This is a genomic window from Leptolyngbya sp. CCNP1308 (assembly GCF_034932455.1).
In the GTDB taxonomy this organism is placed as follows: Bacteria; Cyanobacteriota; Cyanobacteriia; order Phormidesmidales; family Phormidesmidaceae; genus Nodosilinea.
Genome location: NZ_JAYGIH010000039.1, coordinates 48,636 through 65,925, shown reverse-complemented (window position 1 = coordinate 65,925; position 17,290 = coordinate 48,636). Strand labels below are relative to the sequence as shown.

8 protein-coding genes are annotated in these 17,290 nt (G+C 56.0%); 5 read left to right on the top strand and 3 right to left on the bottom strand.

All coding sequences use genetic code 11. The features are described from left to right. The first annotated feature begins 529 nt into the window (after nt 1–529). From VB780_RS12170 to VB780_RS12150, 5 genes are all read left to right on the top strand, one after another. Nucleotides 530–856: a CU044_2847 family protein gene (locus VB780_RS12170; protein ID WP_323351423.1), complete on the top strand. Its 327-nt coding sequence runs from the start codon at nt 530–532 to the stop codon at nt 854–856. Nucleotides 857–1,373: 517 nt separating this feature from the next. Further along, nucleotides 1,374–2,537, top strand: a complete 1,164-nt coding sequence (locus VB780_RS12165) for a trypsin-like peptidase domain-containing protein (protein WP_323351422.1) — start codon at nt 1,374–1,376, stop codon at nt 2,535–2,537. A 642-nt stretch (nt 2,538–3,179) separates the two neighbouring features. Next, nucleotides 3,180–9,728: a DEAD/DEAH box helicase gene (locus tag VB780_RS12160; RefSeq protein WP_323351421.1), complete on the top strand. Its 6,549-nt coding sequence runs from the start codon at nt 3,180–3,182 to the stop codon at nt 9,726–9,728. A gap of 16 nt (nt 9,729–9,744) precedes the next feature. Continuing rightward, nucleotides 9,745–11,823 (top strand): UvrD-helicase domain-containing protein, encoded by a 2,079-nt coding sequence (locus tag VB780_RS12155; protein WP_323351420.1) that lies wholly within the window; start codon nt 9,745–9,747, stop codon nt 11,821–11,823. 87 nt (nt 11,824–11,910) lie between these two features. After that, a complete protein-coding gene (locus VB780_RS12150) occupies nt 11,911–12,609 on the top strand; it encodes a restriction endonuclease subunit R (RefSeq protein WP_323351419.1) in 699 nt (232 codons plus the stop codon). Between the two features lie 8 nt (nt 12,610–12,617). Here the strand turns inward: VB780_RS12150 and VB780_RS12145 are convergent, their stop codons facing one another. From VB780_RS12145 to VB780_RS12135, 3 genes are all read right to left on the bottom strand, one after another. Further along, nucleotides 12,618–16,172, bottom strand: coding sequence for an AAA family ATPase (locus VB780_RS12145; RefSeq protein WP_323351418.1), 3,555 nt, complete (start codon nt 16,170–16,172; stop codon nt 12,618–12,620). Nucleotides 16,173–16,196: 24 nt separating this feature from the next. Continuing rightward, a complete protein-coding gene (locus VB780_RS12140; protein ID WP_323351417.1) occupies nt 16,197–16,616 on the bottom strand; it encodes a hypothetical protein in 420 nt (139 codons plus the stop codon). 91 nt (nt 16,617–16,707) lie between these two features. Beyond that, the gene (locus VB780_RS12135; protein ID WP_323351416.1) at nt 16,708–17,085 is read right to left on the bottom strand and encodes a hypothetical protein; all 378 of its coding nucleotides are present in this window, start codon (nt 17,083–17,085) and stop codon (nt 16,708–16,710) included. Between the last annotated feature and the right edge of the window lie 205 nt (nt 17,086–17,290).

Here is a 17,290-nt window from a genome sequence, read left to right as displayed (position 1 = left end):
ACATCGGTCTCTGCGTCCAAGGATTTCAGCGGCAGTGCACTATTTTCCTTGCACTTTAGCAGCTCTCAATCACCCTGAATCACCCTTTCCGCTTGGCTTTTGGTACTTTCTCAGCAAGCCCTAAATAAGCTTAAAACGTTGTAAACCCTGAAGTTTATAAAAATTAGTGTTGCCTAGGCAAATATTGGAAACACTTTAATATACAGAGTTCCTCCGTAATTTCTATGCTGCCAGTCTACTTGACGACAAAATCGGTGGAAAGGTTATCCTCACACACCATGCTCAGTTCCTGCTATAGATCAATACAACGTTGCTAGTGAAAATGCGCCTTATCGCCTTTTCCGCAGTTACCACTGCCACCTGCAAATGGCAGAAACCCACATCGCCTACACCTATCGCGTTTGACGAAGGGCTATAACAGTCTTTTGTTACCAGGTGACGTAGCTCACAACGCAGCATTGTAAAATAGTTTACTCTGTGTGCCAGTTCCCTGTTCCGAGTGATGCAATTTACCTTGGAGCACCTACCATTGACAGATCACACTAAGCTCATTCGTCTAGAAGATGGTTTGCTAATCGAAGTAGAAGCGGCGGACGATGAGCCTGAGCAGATATCAGGAGGCTCAGCGGCTGAGCGAGTAGGTTCCTCTTTTGACGTCATTGCCCCAATCCTCAAGAAGATCTGCACCCCTATCGCAAGTACATGGAAGGAGCTCAACAAGGAAGTCTACGTTGAGCAGGCTGAGGTAGAAGTGGGCCTCAGCTTTGAGGGAGAGGGCAATATCTACATCACTAAGGCAAAAACAGGCGCGAACCTTAAAATCAAGCTTGTGATGAGGCAAAAACAAGATCAATGACTAACTAGTGAAATAGGCTCACTCGAAAACCTAAGGCAAAGAGTCTCTAGCAAGTTCGGCAAGTCTTACCTCCTTTATAAACTGAGGATGGAAAGCTAGCTTGGTGGTGCAGAAGACTCTTTTGAGTCTTCCAATGGAGGGTTTAGGCGGTCAAATAGCCTTTAAAGCCCATTGTCTTCGTTCGATCTCTTGAGAAATTTCAAGTCTGCTGTCTTGGCAAGAATTCTCTATTTATAAGGGTTTCAGGAGTTCTCTGCACCACTATGGAATGGATAGACAGCGTCAATCAATATAACAATACATAGCCCTAATGCTAGAGCTAGAATTCTTGTCTTTTAATATCATGATTTAATGGATATACTTCATTGATAGCCCTCCATGGCCGAGGCAATAAGGCACAGATTTCTTAAATTTTGCGAATGAAATCTGAATTATCGAAAGTTTTTACGGTACTGAGACATGTTCAGGGTTTCTGAGTCATATCTTGTTCTAGACCAATATAGAGGTTTTGAATTTTATGGCAAAAAAGTATGAGGGTTCGTTAAAGGAACCTGAATTAACTGAGTCAGTTGCTTTGGTTGAAAGCAGCAAGAACGATATCAGTGACTTTGGTAGTAGCTTTCTTATCTTTAGAGATAAAAGGTTTACTTACTGGCTAACCTGTACACACGTCATCAATGAGATTGGTGATTTGTCAAATCTAAGAGTTGGTAAACGACCGGCTCAACTGATTGCCCCTAGCGAGGATGAACTTAAGCTATCCCTTAAGGACACTTTTGACTTGGCGCTCTTACGAGTAGATGGACTTCACTGGAAAAAGCCTGTACGTCTGGCTAGACCTAGCAAGAAAACCTTGATCTTCTCAACGTTAGGATATTTTCAGCAAGTTAAACCGGCTAATCGTCTCTTTTTGAGAGAAATCTCGGGTTGTTTACATGTAGATACTCTCAATGTTGTTGCTAGTAATAAATACGCCTGGGTATTGGACCTAGACATTGATGATAATTATTCTCTCCAGCCAGGATATAGCGGCTCTCCAATCTTTATTCCTTCCACTCAACAAGTCATAGGAGTTGTAGATCAACGCCAAAGTTCTGGCAAAAAGGGCCAAGCTATTGCTATAGATGCAGCTATTAGCCTTTTCAATAAAGTGCCGGAATTAAGAACTATGCTACGCATACAAACCGAACAGAATTCGCTGGAAAATAAAACTACTATGGAAAATAAAACTATCAGATGGGTCATGGGTACTATAGAACGTCCTCTACGCTGGTTAATAGGTTCTCAGGTTTGCGCTATCCTCGATTGGTTTTTTCAAGAGGGAATTAGCACAATTTCTAAAAAAGCAAGTGACTACACATTGAATAACCTTGAGACACTAAGTGCCGAGCTTCAGCAACTTTCAGATGAAGACAGGGTAAGATTGGTTTCTGATTTTCAATGGGAAATTGAAAAATATATTGAGAGAATCTACGGATGTTTTTTGACGAACAGCCAAGATCTTTTAGAAAGCAATAATATTAGACCATCCCTTTCTGCTGATGCCTACGAAGTAGCTTTTTCCTACATAAAGCATTCATTACCTGCGGATACGCCGCAGATAGTGATTCAGAATTTCGATAGATATGTGCAGGTCTTAATAAACAATCTGTATATAGATAATCTGTATATAGATAATTGACCTCTCGCATACCGTCGTCGAGTCTTGACCGAAAAAGTACAGATTGAATCATTTTTCTGGCAAGGCTATCTGTCAAAATTTGATAAACAATGCATAATAGTCAAAAATAGCTTCATCAGCAGTTTTGCTAAATTTTTAATTTGCCTTTCGGTGCTCTTTTCCTAAGCTGTACTTGCTGTGACCTGTTGAACGGCTTTTTCCAAATCCAATGCAACAACGTTGGCTCGGCAATTTCAAGCAGCCAATCAGATCCTGAAACATACCGATCGCCTCTACGTCTGCTCTTAGGTTATTTGCAAACTTTTGCAGAGAAGAGAGTGTCTATCAGGATAAGAATGGTACGCGAGAGAAGGGCTCTTTCGCGATAGCCTGGTCAAGGAGAAATCAAGAGTTTCAGCGCTTGCCCAGAAAAGTGTCCAGACTATTGTCTTTGGAGGCTTTCTACGTTTCATTACTATAAAATCTCTGTTGTTTGGTCTTAAATCCTTTGTTTTTGAAGGTTTTCCTTTTTTAATGAATCAATAAGTGTTTCTTTGGGATCTCACTTGGCATATTATCCCAATTCTGTAAAAACCTTGGGTACCCTGACGGAGGGGCAAGACCCGTGAATACCCTAAGTAAATACCCCCCAGCTCGGTTCCCATGCTTCCAGCCCACCTCGCCGACAACATCCGTCGCCAGGTTCTCTACTACCTGCAATCCACCTTCGACTTCCGCGACGAGCGGGTAGCCCAAGCCTTTGAGCGCTTCCTCGAAGACCCCCACCAGGGCATCTTCAAAGGCCCGTGGGTACAGCTCAAGCGCCCCTTTCGCCTAGCCGAAGACTACACCCCACCCTTCGACATCACCGTCCCCTTCACCCCCTTTCGCCACCAGTCGCGGGCCTGGCGACGGCTCCACAGCAACGGCCACCAGCCAGAACCCACCCTAATCACCACCGGTACCGGCTCCGGCAAAACCGAGTGCTTTTTGTACCCCGTACTCGACCACTGCTTCCGGGCCAAGCAGGCCGGGCTGCCCGGCATCAAAGCCATCATCCTCTACCCCATGAACGCCCTGGCCGCCGACCAGGAAAAGCGCTTCGCCAAAACCATCTGGCAAGACCCCAAGCTCAAAAACGCAGGCATTCGCGTCGGCACCTACACGGGGCGCTACGACCCCTCTGACCCCAGCTCCCAAGATTCGGGCGACACCAACATGGGGGCCGACCACGGCATCACCAACCACACCGCCCAGCTCGACGCGCCCCCCGACGTGCTGCTGACCAACTACAAAATGCTGGACTTTTTGCTGCTGCGGCCCCAAGACCAGCGGCTGTGGCGCTTTAACGAACCCGGCACCCTGCAATACCTGATTCTCGACGAGCTGCACACCTATGACGGTGCCCAGGGGGCCGATGTGGCCTGTCTGATTCGCCGCCTAAAGGAACGGTTAGACATTCCCAAGGGCCAGCTCTGCGTAGTGGGTACCAGTGCCACCATGGATGATCGCGATAGGAGTGATCGCGCCCTAGGCCACGACATCGCCGATGCCATCGAAACCGGGGGCGATCGCCTGGCCCGCTTCGCCAGCACCCTATTTGAAGAAGATATCCCCGCCGAAGCCGTGATCATTGAAGACCGGCTCACCGTGGAAGAAATTGTCACCGGGCTAGACGATGCCCTGGTAGAACTGCACCTGCCTACCCCCGCCGACTGCCAGCCCCACCCCGACGAAGACGCCCCCGCCTACGCCCTTCGCCAGGTGGCCCTGTGGGGTGGCCCCCTGTTCACCGGAGATATCCACGACACCGCTGCCCTCGATGCCTGGGGTGTGGCTATAGGCCAGTGGCTCTGCACCACCCGCCTGTTTAAGCAACTGCTGACCCTCTTTGACGACAATGAGCGCACCGGCACCGATGCCCTGACCTGGCATAGTCTGATCGAACGAATGGCCAGCCAAGAACTGGGCTTTTTGCTGATCACCCGGTTTGAGGATCGCCGCTGGATTCTGGTGTCGTTCTTTGCCCTGGTGGCCTTTGCTAAAGAAATTCGCAGCGATCGCGCCTTTCCCCTAGTGCCCACCCAGGTACAGCTCTGGATTCGCGAACTCACCCGCATTGGTCGCTACGTCAGCGAAGCCCCCGCCTTTTGCTGGCTCGACGAACCCGCAGGCGAAAACCGCATGCTGCCCGCCTTCCAGTGCAGCGAGTGCGGCGCATCCGGCTGGATTGGCCTCAAAAATACCCAGGCCGAAAGCGCCATTGGCGCTAAGGGCGTAGAAGGTTTTAAGCTCACCGACGATGTCAAAGCCATCTATCAGGGCTGGTTTGACCGCCACGGGGGCCGCGACGCCAAAATTGTCACCCTCATGCCCGACCCCGAGGGCACCGCCAGTCAGTGGCGCATCCAGCAGCAGGGCCACGACCAGCCCAGCCTGTTTGGCCAGTGGTATCTCCATCCCCAGAGCCTGGTGGTGCGCCAGGGCGAAGGCCCCTGCCCGCTGACCGACGACAGCCGCCGCTTTCGGGTGGCGATTAACCACGATGTGGAAACGATCAAAACCAAGGATAAAAGCCAACTGGTGGGCAAGCAGGGCTGCCCCTGCTGTGGCTCCCTAGAAAGTGTGTTCATCATTGGTTCTCGCTCTGCCACCCTCTCCAGCGTCATGGTGGATGAGCTATTTGGTTCGGTACTCAACAGCGACCCCAAGCTGCTGGCCTTCACCGACAGCGTACAAGATGCCTCCCATCGGGCTGGGTTTCTCTCGGCCCGCACCTACAACTTCTCCTTCCGCACCGCCCTCCAGCGAGTGGTGGATGATGCGGGTTCTGAGGGCGTGCCCCTGGTAGCGGTGGGCGATCGCCTGCTGCACTGGTGGGGTACCCCCGGAGTAGGTCGACCGGGGAGCTTGAAAGATGCGATCGCCGCCCTGCTGCCCCCCGACCTAGCCGACTTTGCAGACTACTTGACCTACCGAAACAGCGCTGCCACTCCCCGCCCCCCAGCCCAGCTCTTAGCCGCCATTCAAGAACGGCTGACCTGGCAGGCTAGCAGTGAATTTGGCATCATGCTGCTGCGGGGGCGCACCCTAGAGGCCAGCGGGGCCACCTGTCTCGCCTGGGACTGGGCCTGCATCACCCAAACAGTGGAGGCCCTGCGCGACAGCATTGAGGCGGTCGATACCAGCCTGACCTCGTTGCCCATCGCTGCCCTGGGCCGCTGGCTGCTGGGTATTTTGCACCGCTACCGACTGCGCGGTGCCCTGGGCCATCCCTACCTACTCGACTACGCCCACCATGGGTTTTGGGGCAAATCTCCCTTTGGCCGCTACCTGCCCCGGCGCGAAACCCACCCGTCCATGACCCGGTTTCGCCCCCGGCTGATGGTTACCAAGAGCGACAAGTACCACGACCACATTCTCAGCAGCACCTCCGGCAACACTCAGCCCTGGCATATTCGCTGGACTCAGCGGGTGCTCAACCGCCCCACCATCGGTGACCTAGAAGCTCTCGATCTGCTGCAACTGCTCTACGACAAAGCCGAGGCCACGGGCCTACTCCAGCGCCTCCACAGCGATGGCAGCAAGGTCTACTACGCCCTTAACCCCGCCAAGGCCAGTCTGGTGCCCTACGGGGTCAAGCTCACCTGCTCAGAGACCCGCCGATCCATTGTCCGCCCTGCGATCGAAGCTGACCTTTGGGAGGGTGCCCCCAGCCTGGAATACAGCGCCCAAAACGGCACCTACCGCCGCGACGAGTTTACTCTCCGCCAGGGCTACTACCAAGACCGCTACCGCAAGGGTGCCCTACGCCGGGTGGTGGCCAGCGAGCACACCGGCCTGCTTACCACTGACGAACGAGAAACCCTAGAAAGCGCCTTTTCCACTACTCAACATGCCGACGACCCCAACGTGCTCACCTGTACCAGCACCCTAGAAATGGGCATCGACATCGGCGACTTGTCCAGCACCATGCTTTGCTCGATTCCGCCCACCACCGCCAGCTACCTGCAACGCATTGGCCGGGCGGGGCGATCCACGGGCACGGCGTTGATTGTCTCGGTGATCAACCACCAGCCCCACGACCTGTTCTTTTATGGTCGTCCGGGGGAAATGCTACGGGGCAAGGTTGATCCACCGGGCTGTTGGGTTGATGCCTCGGCGGTGCTGGTGCGGCAGTACCTGGCTTACTGTTTTGACTCGGCCACCAAGGTGGGCCAGCTGCGCGAAATGCCCGGCAGCGGCACCCAGTTTGTCCGCGACATGGACGACATCCAGGGCCAAATTCCTGCCACGATGGCCTGGGTCACCCAGCGCGAGGCAGAACTCCAGCAGGCGTTTTTGGCCCGCTTTACCGACAATATTCAACCCGATACCCAAGCCCGCTTTACCCAGGAGACCGAAACCGAGCGGTTGCTCCAGCGGCTGCGCCGAGTTTCCCAAGAGTTTGATCGCCAGCGGCGAGAGCTGGATAACGCCCGCCGCCGCTTGCAAGACCAAAAATCTAAGCTCGACGAGCACGAACTAGAGGCCCGCCAAGAAATTGAAGACGAACTGCGGGTGCTCAAGGGTCGCCAAACCAGCCTGGCCCGCACCACTTCCCTGGAGCTGCTGACCAACAACGGGCTGCTGCCCAACTACGCCTTTCCCGAATCCGGGGTGCGGTTCTACGGTTCCGTCTATAACCGCCACCGCACGGCAGAGCAACCGATCCCCCCCATTGAGGTGGTGCGCCCGGCGGCCAGTGCCCTGCGGGAGTTGGCCCCCCACAACCACTTCTATACCCACAAGCGCCAGTTTAAGATTCAGCAAATTGGCGTGGGCAGCCGCGAAGAACCCCTGACCGAGACCTGGGCCATTTGCGGCAAATGTGGGCACATGCGCCCCACCAGCGACCTCACCCAAGAAAATGCAGCCCCCGCCTGCCCCCAGTGCCACTACGACGGCGGGGCCGACAGTCAGGCTGACATTGGCCAGCACAAAACTTTCGTTAAATTCTCCCGCTCCCAGGCGATCTCGGTGATGGAGCAGTACGAGAGCCTATCCAGCGATCGCTCCGATGAACGGCAAAACCAGTTCTACCAGCGTCGCTACAGCTTTGACCTCACCCTTGACGCCCCCAGCGGGGCCACCGGGGAAGAAGAGCTCCCCTTCGGCATTGAGTATCGAGCGGCGGTGACGCTGCGAGAAGTTAACGTCGGCTACCAGGACGATAAGGGGGCTGTGGCTTTTGGTCCCGAGGGGCCAGCCCCAGAAAATGGGTTTGTGGTCTGTGCCGACTGTGGAGTTGTGGCTGGGCCGTTTGAGGCGATTGATAAAGTTAAGCACCGCCGCAGCTGCTCCGCCCGCCGCAAGCTTGACAAAGCCAAAGCCGAAGGCCGCACCATCAACCCCTTCAAAGAAGTCCCCGTCTACCTCTACCGAGAAATTCAGTCCGAGGCAATTCGCATTTTGTTGCCCCCTATGGCTGAGGACGAAATTCAAACCCTGCGGGCCTGCCTTTCCCTGGGGCTGCGGCTGCGGTTTGAAGGAGACCCCAGCCACCTCACCATCTTTCCGCAGCAGTTGCCCGATGGCGATAATGCCCTGACTCGAGACTACCTGGTGATTCTTGATCGCGTCCCCGGCGGTACCGGCTATCTCAAAACCCTGTTTCAGGAAACCGACGAGGCCAATCGTACCGGCGAGGGCATCATGGCAGTGATGCGCCTGGCCCTGGATGCGATGGAAAGCTGTCGCTGTGGCCGCATGAGTGCCCTAGAAGAAAACGACACCGACGGCTGCTACCGCTGTGTGCGCACCTATTCTCAGCGCTACAATGCGGCTCAGGTCAGTCGTGCCCTAGGGGTTCGACTTTTGAAACAACTGATCCAGGCGGGCGATCGCCGCATCGAGCGGGCCGGATTGACCGAAATTCCCAACACATCTCTGTTCGGCAGCCTGCTAGAGCGAGAGCTAGTGCGCAAATTAGAAGAATGGGTGCTCGACAAATCAGGCACCTGGGAGAAAACCCTGGTGCAGGGTAAAGCCGGATTCCGGTTTACGATTCCTCACCCCAGCCACACCTGGGAACTCGAACTCCAGCCCCATCTGGGGCCACCCCAGGGAGTCACTCTTCAGTGCCAGCCTGACTTTTTACTGCGCTGCGCTGACGATGAGTCCATTCGCCCCATCGCCATCTTCACCGATGGGTTTGAGTTCCACGTCACCACCAACCGCCTGGCCGATGACATGGCCAAACGCCGCGCTGTTCTCAGCTCTGGCCGTTACCACCTATGGAACATCACCTGGGAAGATGTGCAGCACTCTGGCCCCGATAGCTTCTGCATCGTGCAGGCTCCCATTGCCAACAAGATGGAGTTTTTCGCCAATGCTGCCGCCAACCAGGGCATAGTCATGCCTGCCGGACGTCGCGCCGCCGGTAACCCCTGGCAACAGCTCCTAGCCTTCATTGAGCGCCCCGATGCCGCTGGCTGGCAAAAACTTGCTGACTTTGCCGCCGCGTTCCCCTTAGAAGTGTTAGCGGCCCATCGCACCCATCTGGAAGCCGATCTCTTTAGCGCCCTGGAAGACTGGTGTACAGGCAAAGACTTTGTCTCGCCCGCTAGCGACGAAAAGGGCACCTGGGTCTGCAACTCCCAGGCCAGTTCTGGCGCTGACGTGGTTGCTTTTTCTACCCTAGAAGCCTGTCTGGCCAACCAGCGTAACCAGGTGCGGGTCAGCGCCCGTTTAGGCGATAGCAACGATGAGCGCTTGGCCAGTCAAAGCTATCGGCCACGGTGGCGCAGGTTTTTAGCCTGCCTTAACCTGTTCCAGTTCTGTGGGGCGTTTACCTGCTTCACGACCTCAGAAGTTACCGAGGGTACTGCTCCCGATGTCGTTCCCACGACGGTAGTCGATGCCGCCAGCGGCCCTTGGGCCGATGTCCGCGAAGAGGTAATTCCCTCTTTTCATGCCTTGGTAGATAGTCTGGCCGCTGCCGGGGTGCCGCTGCCCGAACCAGCCTACGAAGCCGAAGCCATTGCCGTAACCACGGGGGACGATGCTCTGGCAGAATTAGCCTGGCCTGACCACTCGCCCCCCATTGCCGTTTTAGCCGGAGACCAGGTGTCCCTGGCATCAGCCTGGCAATCCGCTGGCTGGAAGATAGTCACCACCGATGATATCCAGGCTCGAGGCACCGCCGTTTTGATTGACTTACTTAACACCTGATCAGGGAGAACGAACCATGGCCCAACTGATGATGCACGCCAAGGTGTTTAAGAACTTCTATAAGCTTCCAACCAAGGTGCAAAAGAAGGTCGCCACCCTAATCGAGAAATTTCAGGTGGATCCTTGGGACCCTGCCATTGGCCTGCATGGGCTCCAAGAAACCATGCTCGATGGCAAAGTGCGGGGTGCTGACCTGCCCGATGGCTATCGGGCGATCGTCATTGCTCCAGAACAGGGCGATACCTTTCTGTTGGTTCACATCGACTCCCATGATCGCGCCTACGACTGGGCCAAAAACAAACGCTTCGAAGTCCACGGCAGCACCGGTGCGTTTCAAATCTTTGATGCTCAGGCGACCCAGCAAGCTGTTCAGCAGGTGGCAACGCCCAAAACCTACAGCCCAGGCAACCGCTATGTCCTTCAACAACTCTCGGATGATGAGCTTTTCCATGCCGGTGTCCCGCAGATGCTGATCCCGGCAGTACGGGAAGTTCGCAGCGACTACGACCTAGACATGTTGAGCAAATATCTACCCGACGAATGTGCTGAGGTGCTGATTGGCTACGCCGCTGGACTCTCCCTCGATGAGGCCTTAGCCCAGGCCCTAGGGTCTGAAATTGAAGCGACTACCACTGTCGCGGTAGAAGGCCCCGGCGACTTCTCAAAGCTGACCCAGCGATCCAACCGCGATCTCGTCATTGTCGATGGCGAAGATGCCCTCAAGGCCATTTTCCAAGGCGGCTCCCTGGAAGAGTGGCGCATCTTCCTCCACCCCCGCCAGCGCCAACTGGTGGAGTGGGAGGTAAACGGCCCCATGAGCATCACCGGAGCTGCCGGAACCGGGAAAACCGTAGCCCTGCTGCATCGAGCCGTTCACCTAGCTCGTAAGCTCGACAATCCCAAGGACAAGATTTTGCTGGTGACGTTTTCTACCAACTTAGCGATCACCCTCAAAGGCTACATCCCTCGTCTTGACCCTACGGTGGCCGACCAGATCGAAGTAACCCATCTCAACCAGTTGGCTCGCACCATCTGCCAGCGAGGTGGGTGGAAGGGGCGCATTGCCTCCCCCGAAGAGCGCGATGACCTCTGGAACGAAGTTTGGGCTGACCCTACCATTACCGGCCTGCCGATGTCGAAGCTAGACCTGCAAGAGGAATTCAATCTGGTGGTCGATGCCAATGGCATTGAGACCGAGGAAGCCTACCTGACGACGGTGCGCACCGGCAGGCCCCGCCTGGGTCGCAAGCAGCGACGAGAGGCATGGCCAGTCTTTAAGGCTTTCAAACGCCTGCTGCTAAAGCGCAACCTGATGACTTTTGAGGGGGCGATCCACCAGGCTCGCCTAGTCGTAGATCAGGGCAACTTTCCTCAATTTCGCCATGTGTTAGCCGACGAGGTACAAGACTTCAGCCTCGAAGGTCTGCGGCTGCTAGCTGCCCTCAGCCCCCTGGGCGATGGTCAGGTGAATCCTCTCTCTGTAGCTGGGGACGGGCACCAGCGCATCTACCGTACCCGCGTTCCCCTCAGCCGGGCGGGCATAGAAGTCCGAGGTCGCTCTAAACGCCTCAAGGTGAACTACCGCACCAGTGAGCAAATCCGCCGCTTTGCTGAGCAGATTCTCGATGGGCTAGATGTAGATGACCTGGATGACGGTAAGACTAGCACTGTCGGCGATCGCTCGGTCTTCACAGGGCCAACCCCTGAAATTGCCCCCTGTACTGATGAACCAGAGGAAGCCAGGGTGATTGCCCAATGGGCCAAAACTCTGGTGGAAGCGGGCCAGTTCTCTGACCATGAGATTTGCGTCACTCCCTATAAGCCAGACATTCGCGCTGCGCTCCAGGCCGAGGGACTGAAGACCTACGAACTACAACCCAGACAAGAAGACCCCGGCCCCGAAGAACCTGGAGTACGTCTCGGTACGATGAAACGGATTAAGGGGCTGGAGTTCAAGGCGATCGCCATGGCCTGTACAGGCGATACCGATGCCATGAATGATTTAACCAACGCCAATCTCCTGGATAAGTGTGAGCGCTATGTTGCCGCAACAAGAGCGAGGGAAAGTTTGCTAATCTGTGTCCAAAAAAGTTAGATACCTCATACACCACTATTGCCGACCGAGAACTGCAACCCATTTGCTCGATGGGTCTTTTTCAGCAGCATTAAACTGTAGGCTACAGTGCTAGCCCAAGGATCTTGTCATCGCAGCGCCCTATCTCCTTCGCAAGATGCTATTGTCAGCGTTATCCCCGACAGTCAAGTCTCTATCGCCTTTCTCGAAGATCGCTATGGCCTGCGGGAGGCAACTCAGCCAGACTTTTTTTCGGAATGGACGCAGGGGTTAGGGGCACTGACCGAGCTGGAAAAGCAGTATCTTGATCGGGTAAAAACTCATTTCAAACGCTTCCTAAAAAGCCTGCCACTGTTAGAAAACAGTGGCAAGATGGTGGTGCTTTCGCCGCTGTTGGATATGGCTGGCTTCTACGATGACCCGTTCTATATTCGGTCGGAGGTGAGTGTTGAAATTGCCACCGAGGATGAGGGGGAGGTGATTCGCGGCAGGATTGATGTGTTGGTGCTGAAGGAGCGGTTTTGGATTTTGGCGCTGGAGGCGAAGCGGAGCGGTTTTGATGTGAATGTGGCGATGGGGCAAGCGTTGGCCTATGTGCTGGCAAACCCTGAGGTGGAGCAGCCTACATCTGCGATGGTGAGCAATGGTCAAAGTTTTTTGTTTCTCAAGCTGACGAAAGCGCCTCAGTCCCAATACGCTAATTCTCGCCTATTTTCTTTGGTCAATCCGGGGAATGACCTCTACGAGGTGCTTCAGGTGATGAAATGCATTGGTGAGGTGGTCATGGCTGAATCCCAGAGCGACTAGCCCTAACTCTACCGCCAAGCAAACCGCTCACAGGTGCGCCGTGCCAGTCGCACGGTTTCATCTGCACTACTGCGGGCTAGTAGGTAAGGTCGAATGCGATCACAGGTGTAGCTCACCCAGCCCTGTTCCGCCAACCACACTGGCCACAGTCGCACCGTGCCATCATCGCCCCCACTGACGAGAGTCTGCCCATCTGGGCTAAACTCCACCGATCTGACACTAGCCTGATGGCCCACGAAAGATTCCCCGATGGGCTGGCCTGACGGGTCCCACAGCCGCACCGTGCCATCCCAGCCTCCACTGACGAGAGTCTGCCCATTTGGGCTAAACCCCACCGATCCGACCCAATTCTGATGGCCCACGAAAGGCTTCCTAACAGGCTGGCCTGACCGGTTCCACAGTCGCACTGTGCCATCCAAGCCCCCACTGACGAGAGTCTGCCCATCTGGGCTAAACCCCACTGAATTGACCTCATCTTGAAGACGTAATGCCGTGCCATCGTTCCCCCCTCTGATGATGGTCTGCCTATCAGGGCTAAACCCCACTAAACTAACCCCATCCTGATGGCCCACGAAAGGCTCTCCGATGGGCTGGCCTGACCGGTCCCACAGCCGGGCCGTGCCATCCCTGCCACCACTGACGAGGGTCTGCCCATCGGGGCTAAACCTCACGGAATTAACCCCATCCTGATGACCCACGAAAGGCTCTCCGATAGGCTGGCCTGACCGGTCCCACAGTCGTACCATGCCATCGTTTCCCCCACTGACGAGGGTCTGTCCATCTGGGCTAAACCCCACGGAACTAACCCCATCCTGATGACCCACGAAAGGTTCCCCTATGGGCTGGCCTGACCGGTCCCACAGCCGTACCGTACCATCCCTGCCACCACTGACGAGGGTCTGTCCATCTGGGCTAAACTCTAACGATCTGACCCCATCCTGATGGCCCACGAAAGGTTCCCCGATGGGCTGGCCTGACCGGTTCCACAGTCGCACCGTGCCATCGCTACCCCCACTGACGAGGGTCTGCCCATCGAGGCTAAACCCCACCGACCAGACCCAATTCTGATGGCCCATGAAGGGCTCCCCGATGGGCTGGCCTGACGGGTCCCACAGTCGCACCGTGCCATCATCGCCCCCACTGACGAGGTTCTGTCCATCGGGGCTGAACCCCACAGAACTAACCCCATCCTGATGGCCCATGAAGGGCTTTCCGATGGGCTGGCCTGACCGGTTCCACAGTCGTACCGTGCCATCGCTGCCACCACTGACGAGGGTCTGTCCATCTGGGCTAAACCCCACGGAACTAACCCCATCCTGATGGCCCACGAAAGGCTCCCCGATGGGCTGGCCTGACCGGTCCCACAGCCGCACCGTACCATCCCAGCCCCCACTGACGAGGGTCTGCCCGTCGGGGCTAAACCCCACGGAACTAACCCATTCCTGGTGCCCCACGAAGGGCTCACTGATGGACTGACCTGAGCGATTCCACAGTCGTACCGTGCCATCGCTACCCCCACTGACGAGGGTCTGCCCATCTGGGCTAAACCCCACCGATGTGACACGAGTCTGATGGCCCACGAAAGGTTCCCCGATGAGCTGGCCTGAGCGATCCCATAGTCGGACCGTGCCATCGCTACTCCCACTGACGAGGGTCTGCCCATCTGGGCTAAACCCCACCGAATTAACCCGATAATACTGATGGTCTCCAACTACCCGATCAAATCGGGCATGCCGATTCCCCAAATCTAGAACAGCAGCGGATACCAGACTGCCTTCCCACACGTGAGGCAGCTTGACTAGGGGATTGTGGCCCAGGCTAATTGCCGCCAAGCCATTCACCATACTGCTTAGGGGGTCGATCTCGGCTAGGTCCCTGGCTTCGGCTGTGTAGATCTGGATTTGCCGTAGTTCGGCCCGCCGTACCTGGTATCCGGCAAAGGTGCTAAGGCCTGTAGTCAAAACCAGGCCTACTGCCAAGCCAGTAACTCCTAAACGCTTCAACCGCCGTCGTCGCCGTTCAGCCCAGTCAGAGGCGTGGAAAAAGTCGAGGCAGCGTTGGTTGAGATGAGTTTCGCTGGTTTTGACAAAGGTGCGAAGTAAATTCAGGTCGGGGGGCTGCCACAGTAAGCCTGCGGGTCGTCTCTGGTCATGCCAATGGTCCGCCGCCGCCTCCAACCGCCGCTGAAAGCGGATGTCATCCCGGCTGCTATCGAGCCAGTCGTTCAACGACTGCCAATGGCCAAACAGCGCCTCGTGGGTCACCTCCGCCACTTCCTCATGCCCCTGACTGGCCAACGTCACCAACCGCGCGCCCGACGAGGAAAACCGGGCCAGCACTTGCTTCACTGCCTCTGGACTGTCCTGGCTGGCGATCAGGCTCGCCACCGGGGCGCGGCGGCGGGTGTCGCGGGTGCCTTCCCCCAGTTGCACCAGGCCCAGGAAAATGCGACGGGCGGTTTCCTGCTCCTTGGGCAAAAGCTGGTCATAGATTTTCTGGGCCTTCCCCGCCAGGGCACCGCCCACACCGCCCATCTGGCGATAGGTTTCTGCTGGGGCTTTCCCCTCCGCTAACCCCTCCCAGATCCGGGTGAGGGCAAACTGCAACAGCGGCAGCGCCCCCTCTCGGCCTTCGGTGTCCTGCACTAGCAGGTCAATGGTGGCCGCATCCAGGAGATGGTCTGCTTGTTCGGCGGGGCGGGCGATCGCCTCTCGCAGTTCCGCCGCCGTCATCGGTGGCACAATCACGCTCTGGTCGGAGCCGATCACCTGGCTGAGGGTCGGGTGGCGCTGGGTTTCGCCCAGAAAGTCGCTGCGCAGGGTAATTAACACCGATACATGGCTACTGGGGTCTTGGGCAGCAGCGAGCAGGTTGTCGATAAAAGCTTGGCGTTCGTCGAGGTCTTTGCAGAGGGAATAGACCTCCTCAAACTGATCCACCAGCACCACTAGGGGGGCATCGTGGATCTGAGGAATCAGGCTGGCAATGCGGCGCAGGCCATCGTAGACCCCCTCCTTATTGACCAGGCCTAGTTCCGTGGCAAATTCCCGCGTTTTGGTGACGGGTAGCGGGTCTTGAGTAGCGGCTTTGGCCAGCACCCCCGCCAGCGCTTCCAGAGGATGGCTACCGGGCATCAGCACCGCCACTCGCAGCTGGGCCTTCCCTAGCACAGGCCGTTGGGCCAGGGCCGGAATCAGCCCTGCTCTGGCCAGGGAGGATTTGCCACAGCCCGATGGCCCCAGGATCGGCAACAGGCGGGGCACCGCCGACTGCTCCACCAGCCGTTGAAACCGTTCCCACAGCCGCTCCACCTGGGCTTCGCGGCCAAAGTAGCGATCGCCGTCCTGTTCTGTAAACGCCGCCAGCCCTTTGTAGGGGTTGAGGCCAAGCTTTACCGGGGCATCGGCGGCAGCGGGCTCCTGCCGCTGTTGAGTGGTCTGGTGAATCACATTTATGATGTTGCCATCGCCAGAGACGATCGCACTGCCAACAGCGTTCTCTTCGATATGAATGCTGCGATGGTCTCTCACCAGCCTCTGGCTATCGTCCTGTTCTACTGTCATTTATCAATTAGGCCCATTTCTCTGCTACAGCGCCAACCCCACCAGGGGCAGCAGCTTGTGGCCATGCATCCCCAGCCAGCCAGCGGTGGCTTCTATATGGGGCCGCAGCTTATCGATCACATCCCCAAAATCCGCTAACTTCTGAATGCGCTTCAGCCCGGTTTCCAGAGCATCGGCAATGATCTCCTTATCCGGTTCTGGCTTCGCCACCTCCTGCGCCATCTCTTCAGCTGCGCCTGTGATAGTTGGGTTGTTCAGACTTGCGAAGATGTCTTTCAGCGCCTCAATCTCCGCCTGAATATCCACCGTTTCTGGTGCTGGCAGCGATGCCTGCTGAAACTGTACCGAAACCGTATTGCTGTCGCCCGTCACCACAGCGCTGCCGGTCACACTGCCGCCAATCTGTACCGAGCGGTTATCGCCTGGGGTGTCTGGAGTTGTCATAGCCAAGATTGCTATAGAGTTGCCTCAACTGTAGGCCAAAGGGCCAAAGGTGCCCCAGACTGTTGCAGAAGTCTTTATAAACGATTTAGCACTAAGGATTCCGAGCTTGCTGCTTCTGATACCGGGCTATCCGTTTTTCCCAATCACCTGCCCACCCTTGCTCCTGGGCCTCACAACATAGGCAGATGGCCTCTGCTAGCCGCCCTTGCTTTTCACGAATAATGGCGAGTTGGGTATAACCTGTATGAGTCGGCAACGCGGCGGCAGTTTCTGGTAACAGCTGCTCACCCTGCTCGACTGCGAACTGATTCAATTCTTTAAATTCCCGGTGAAACAACTGGGCCACTTCAGGGGCGATCTCAATTTGCTCATTGCAGGCTGCGATCGCTTTCTCCAGAGCACCAGGCTCTTTGTCCCGAAGTTTGTAGTTGCTTTGGATTGCTTCAAGCAGTTCAAAGTGCTTTTCCATCAAGGGTTTCGTAGAACTCCAGCTTATTTCTGGTCGATCATCATCGAAAGGATGTCAACTCTGTAGTGTCAGATGGCAACTAGCCAATTGGACTCACCTTACAGACTCAAAGTAAGGATGGGGAGGTAGCACCAGCAGTAGGAGCGATTATCATAGCGGGCTGCTAGCATCAGGGAAGACCGTACCCACTCTCCACCAGTCGGGA

Excerpts from the sequence above, each read along its gene's own strand:
- VB780_RS12145 (WP_323351418.1), bottom strand. The coding sequence starts at position 16,172 with ATGACAGTAGAACAGGACGATAGCCAGAGGCTGGTGAGAGACCATCGC.
- VB780_RS12140 (WP_323351417.1), bottom strand. The coding sequence starts at position 16,616 with ATGACAACTCCAGACACCCCAGGCGATAACCGCTCGGTACAGATTGGC.
- VB780_RS12165 (WP_323351422.1), top strand. The coding sequence starts at position 1,374 with ATGGCAAAAAAGTATGAGGGTTCGTTAAAGGAACCTGAATTAACTGAG.
- VB780_RS12135 (WP_323351416.1), bottom strand. The coding sequence starts at position 17,085 with ATGGAAAAGCACTTTGAACTGCTTGAAGCAATCCAAAGCAACTACAAA.
- VB780_RS12160 (WP_323351421.1), top strand. The coding sequence starts at position 3,180 with ATGCTTCCAGCCCACCTCGCCGACAACATCCGTCGCCAGGTTCTCTAC.
- VB780_RS12155 (WP_323351420.1), top strand. The coding sequence starts at position 9,745 with ATGGCCCAACTGATGATGCACGCCAAGGTGTTTAAGAACTTCTATAAG.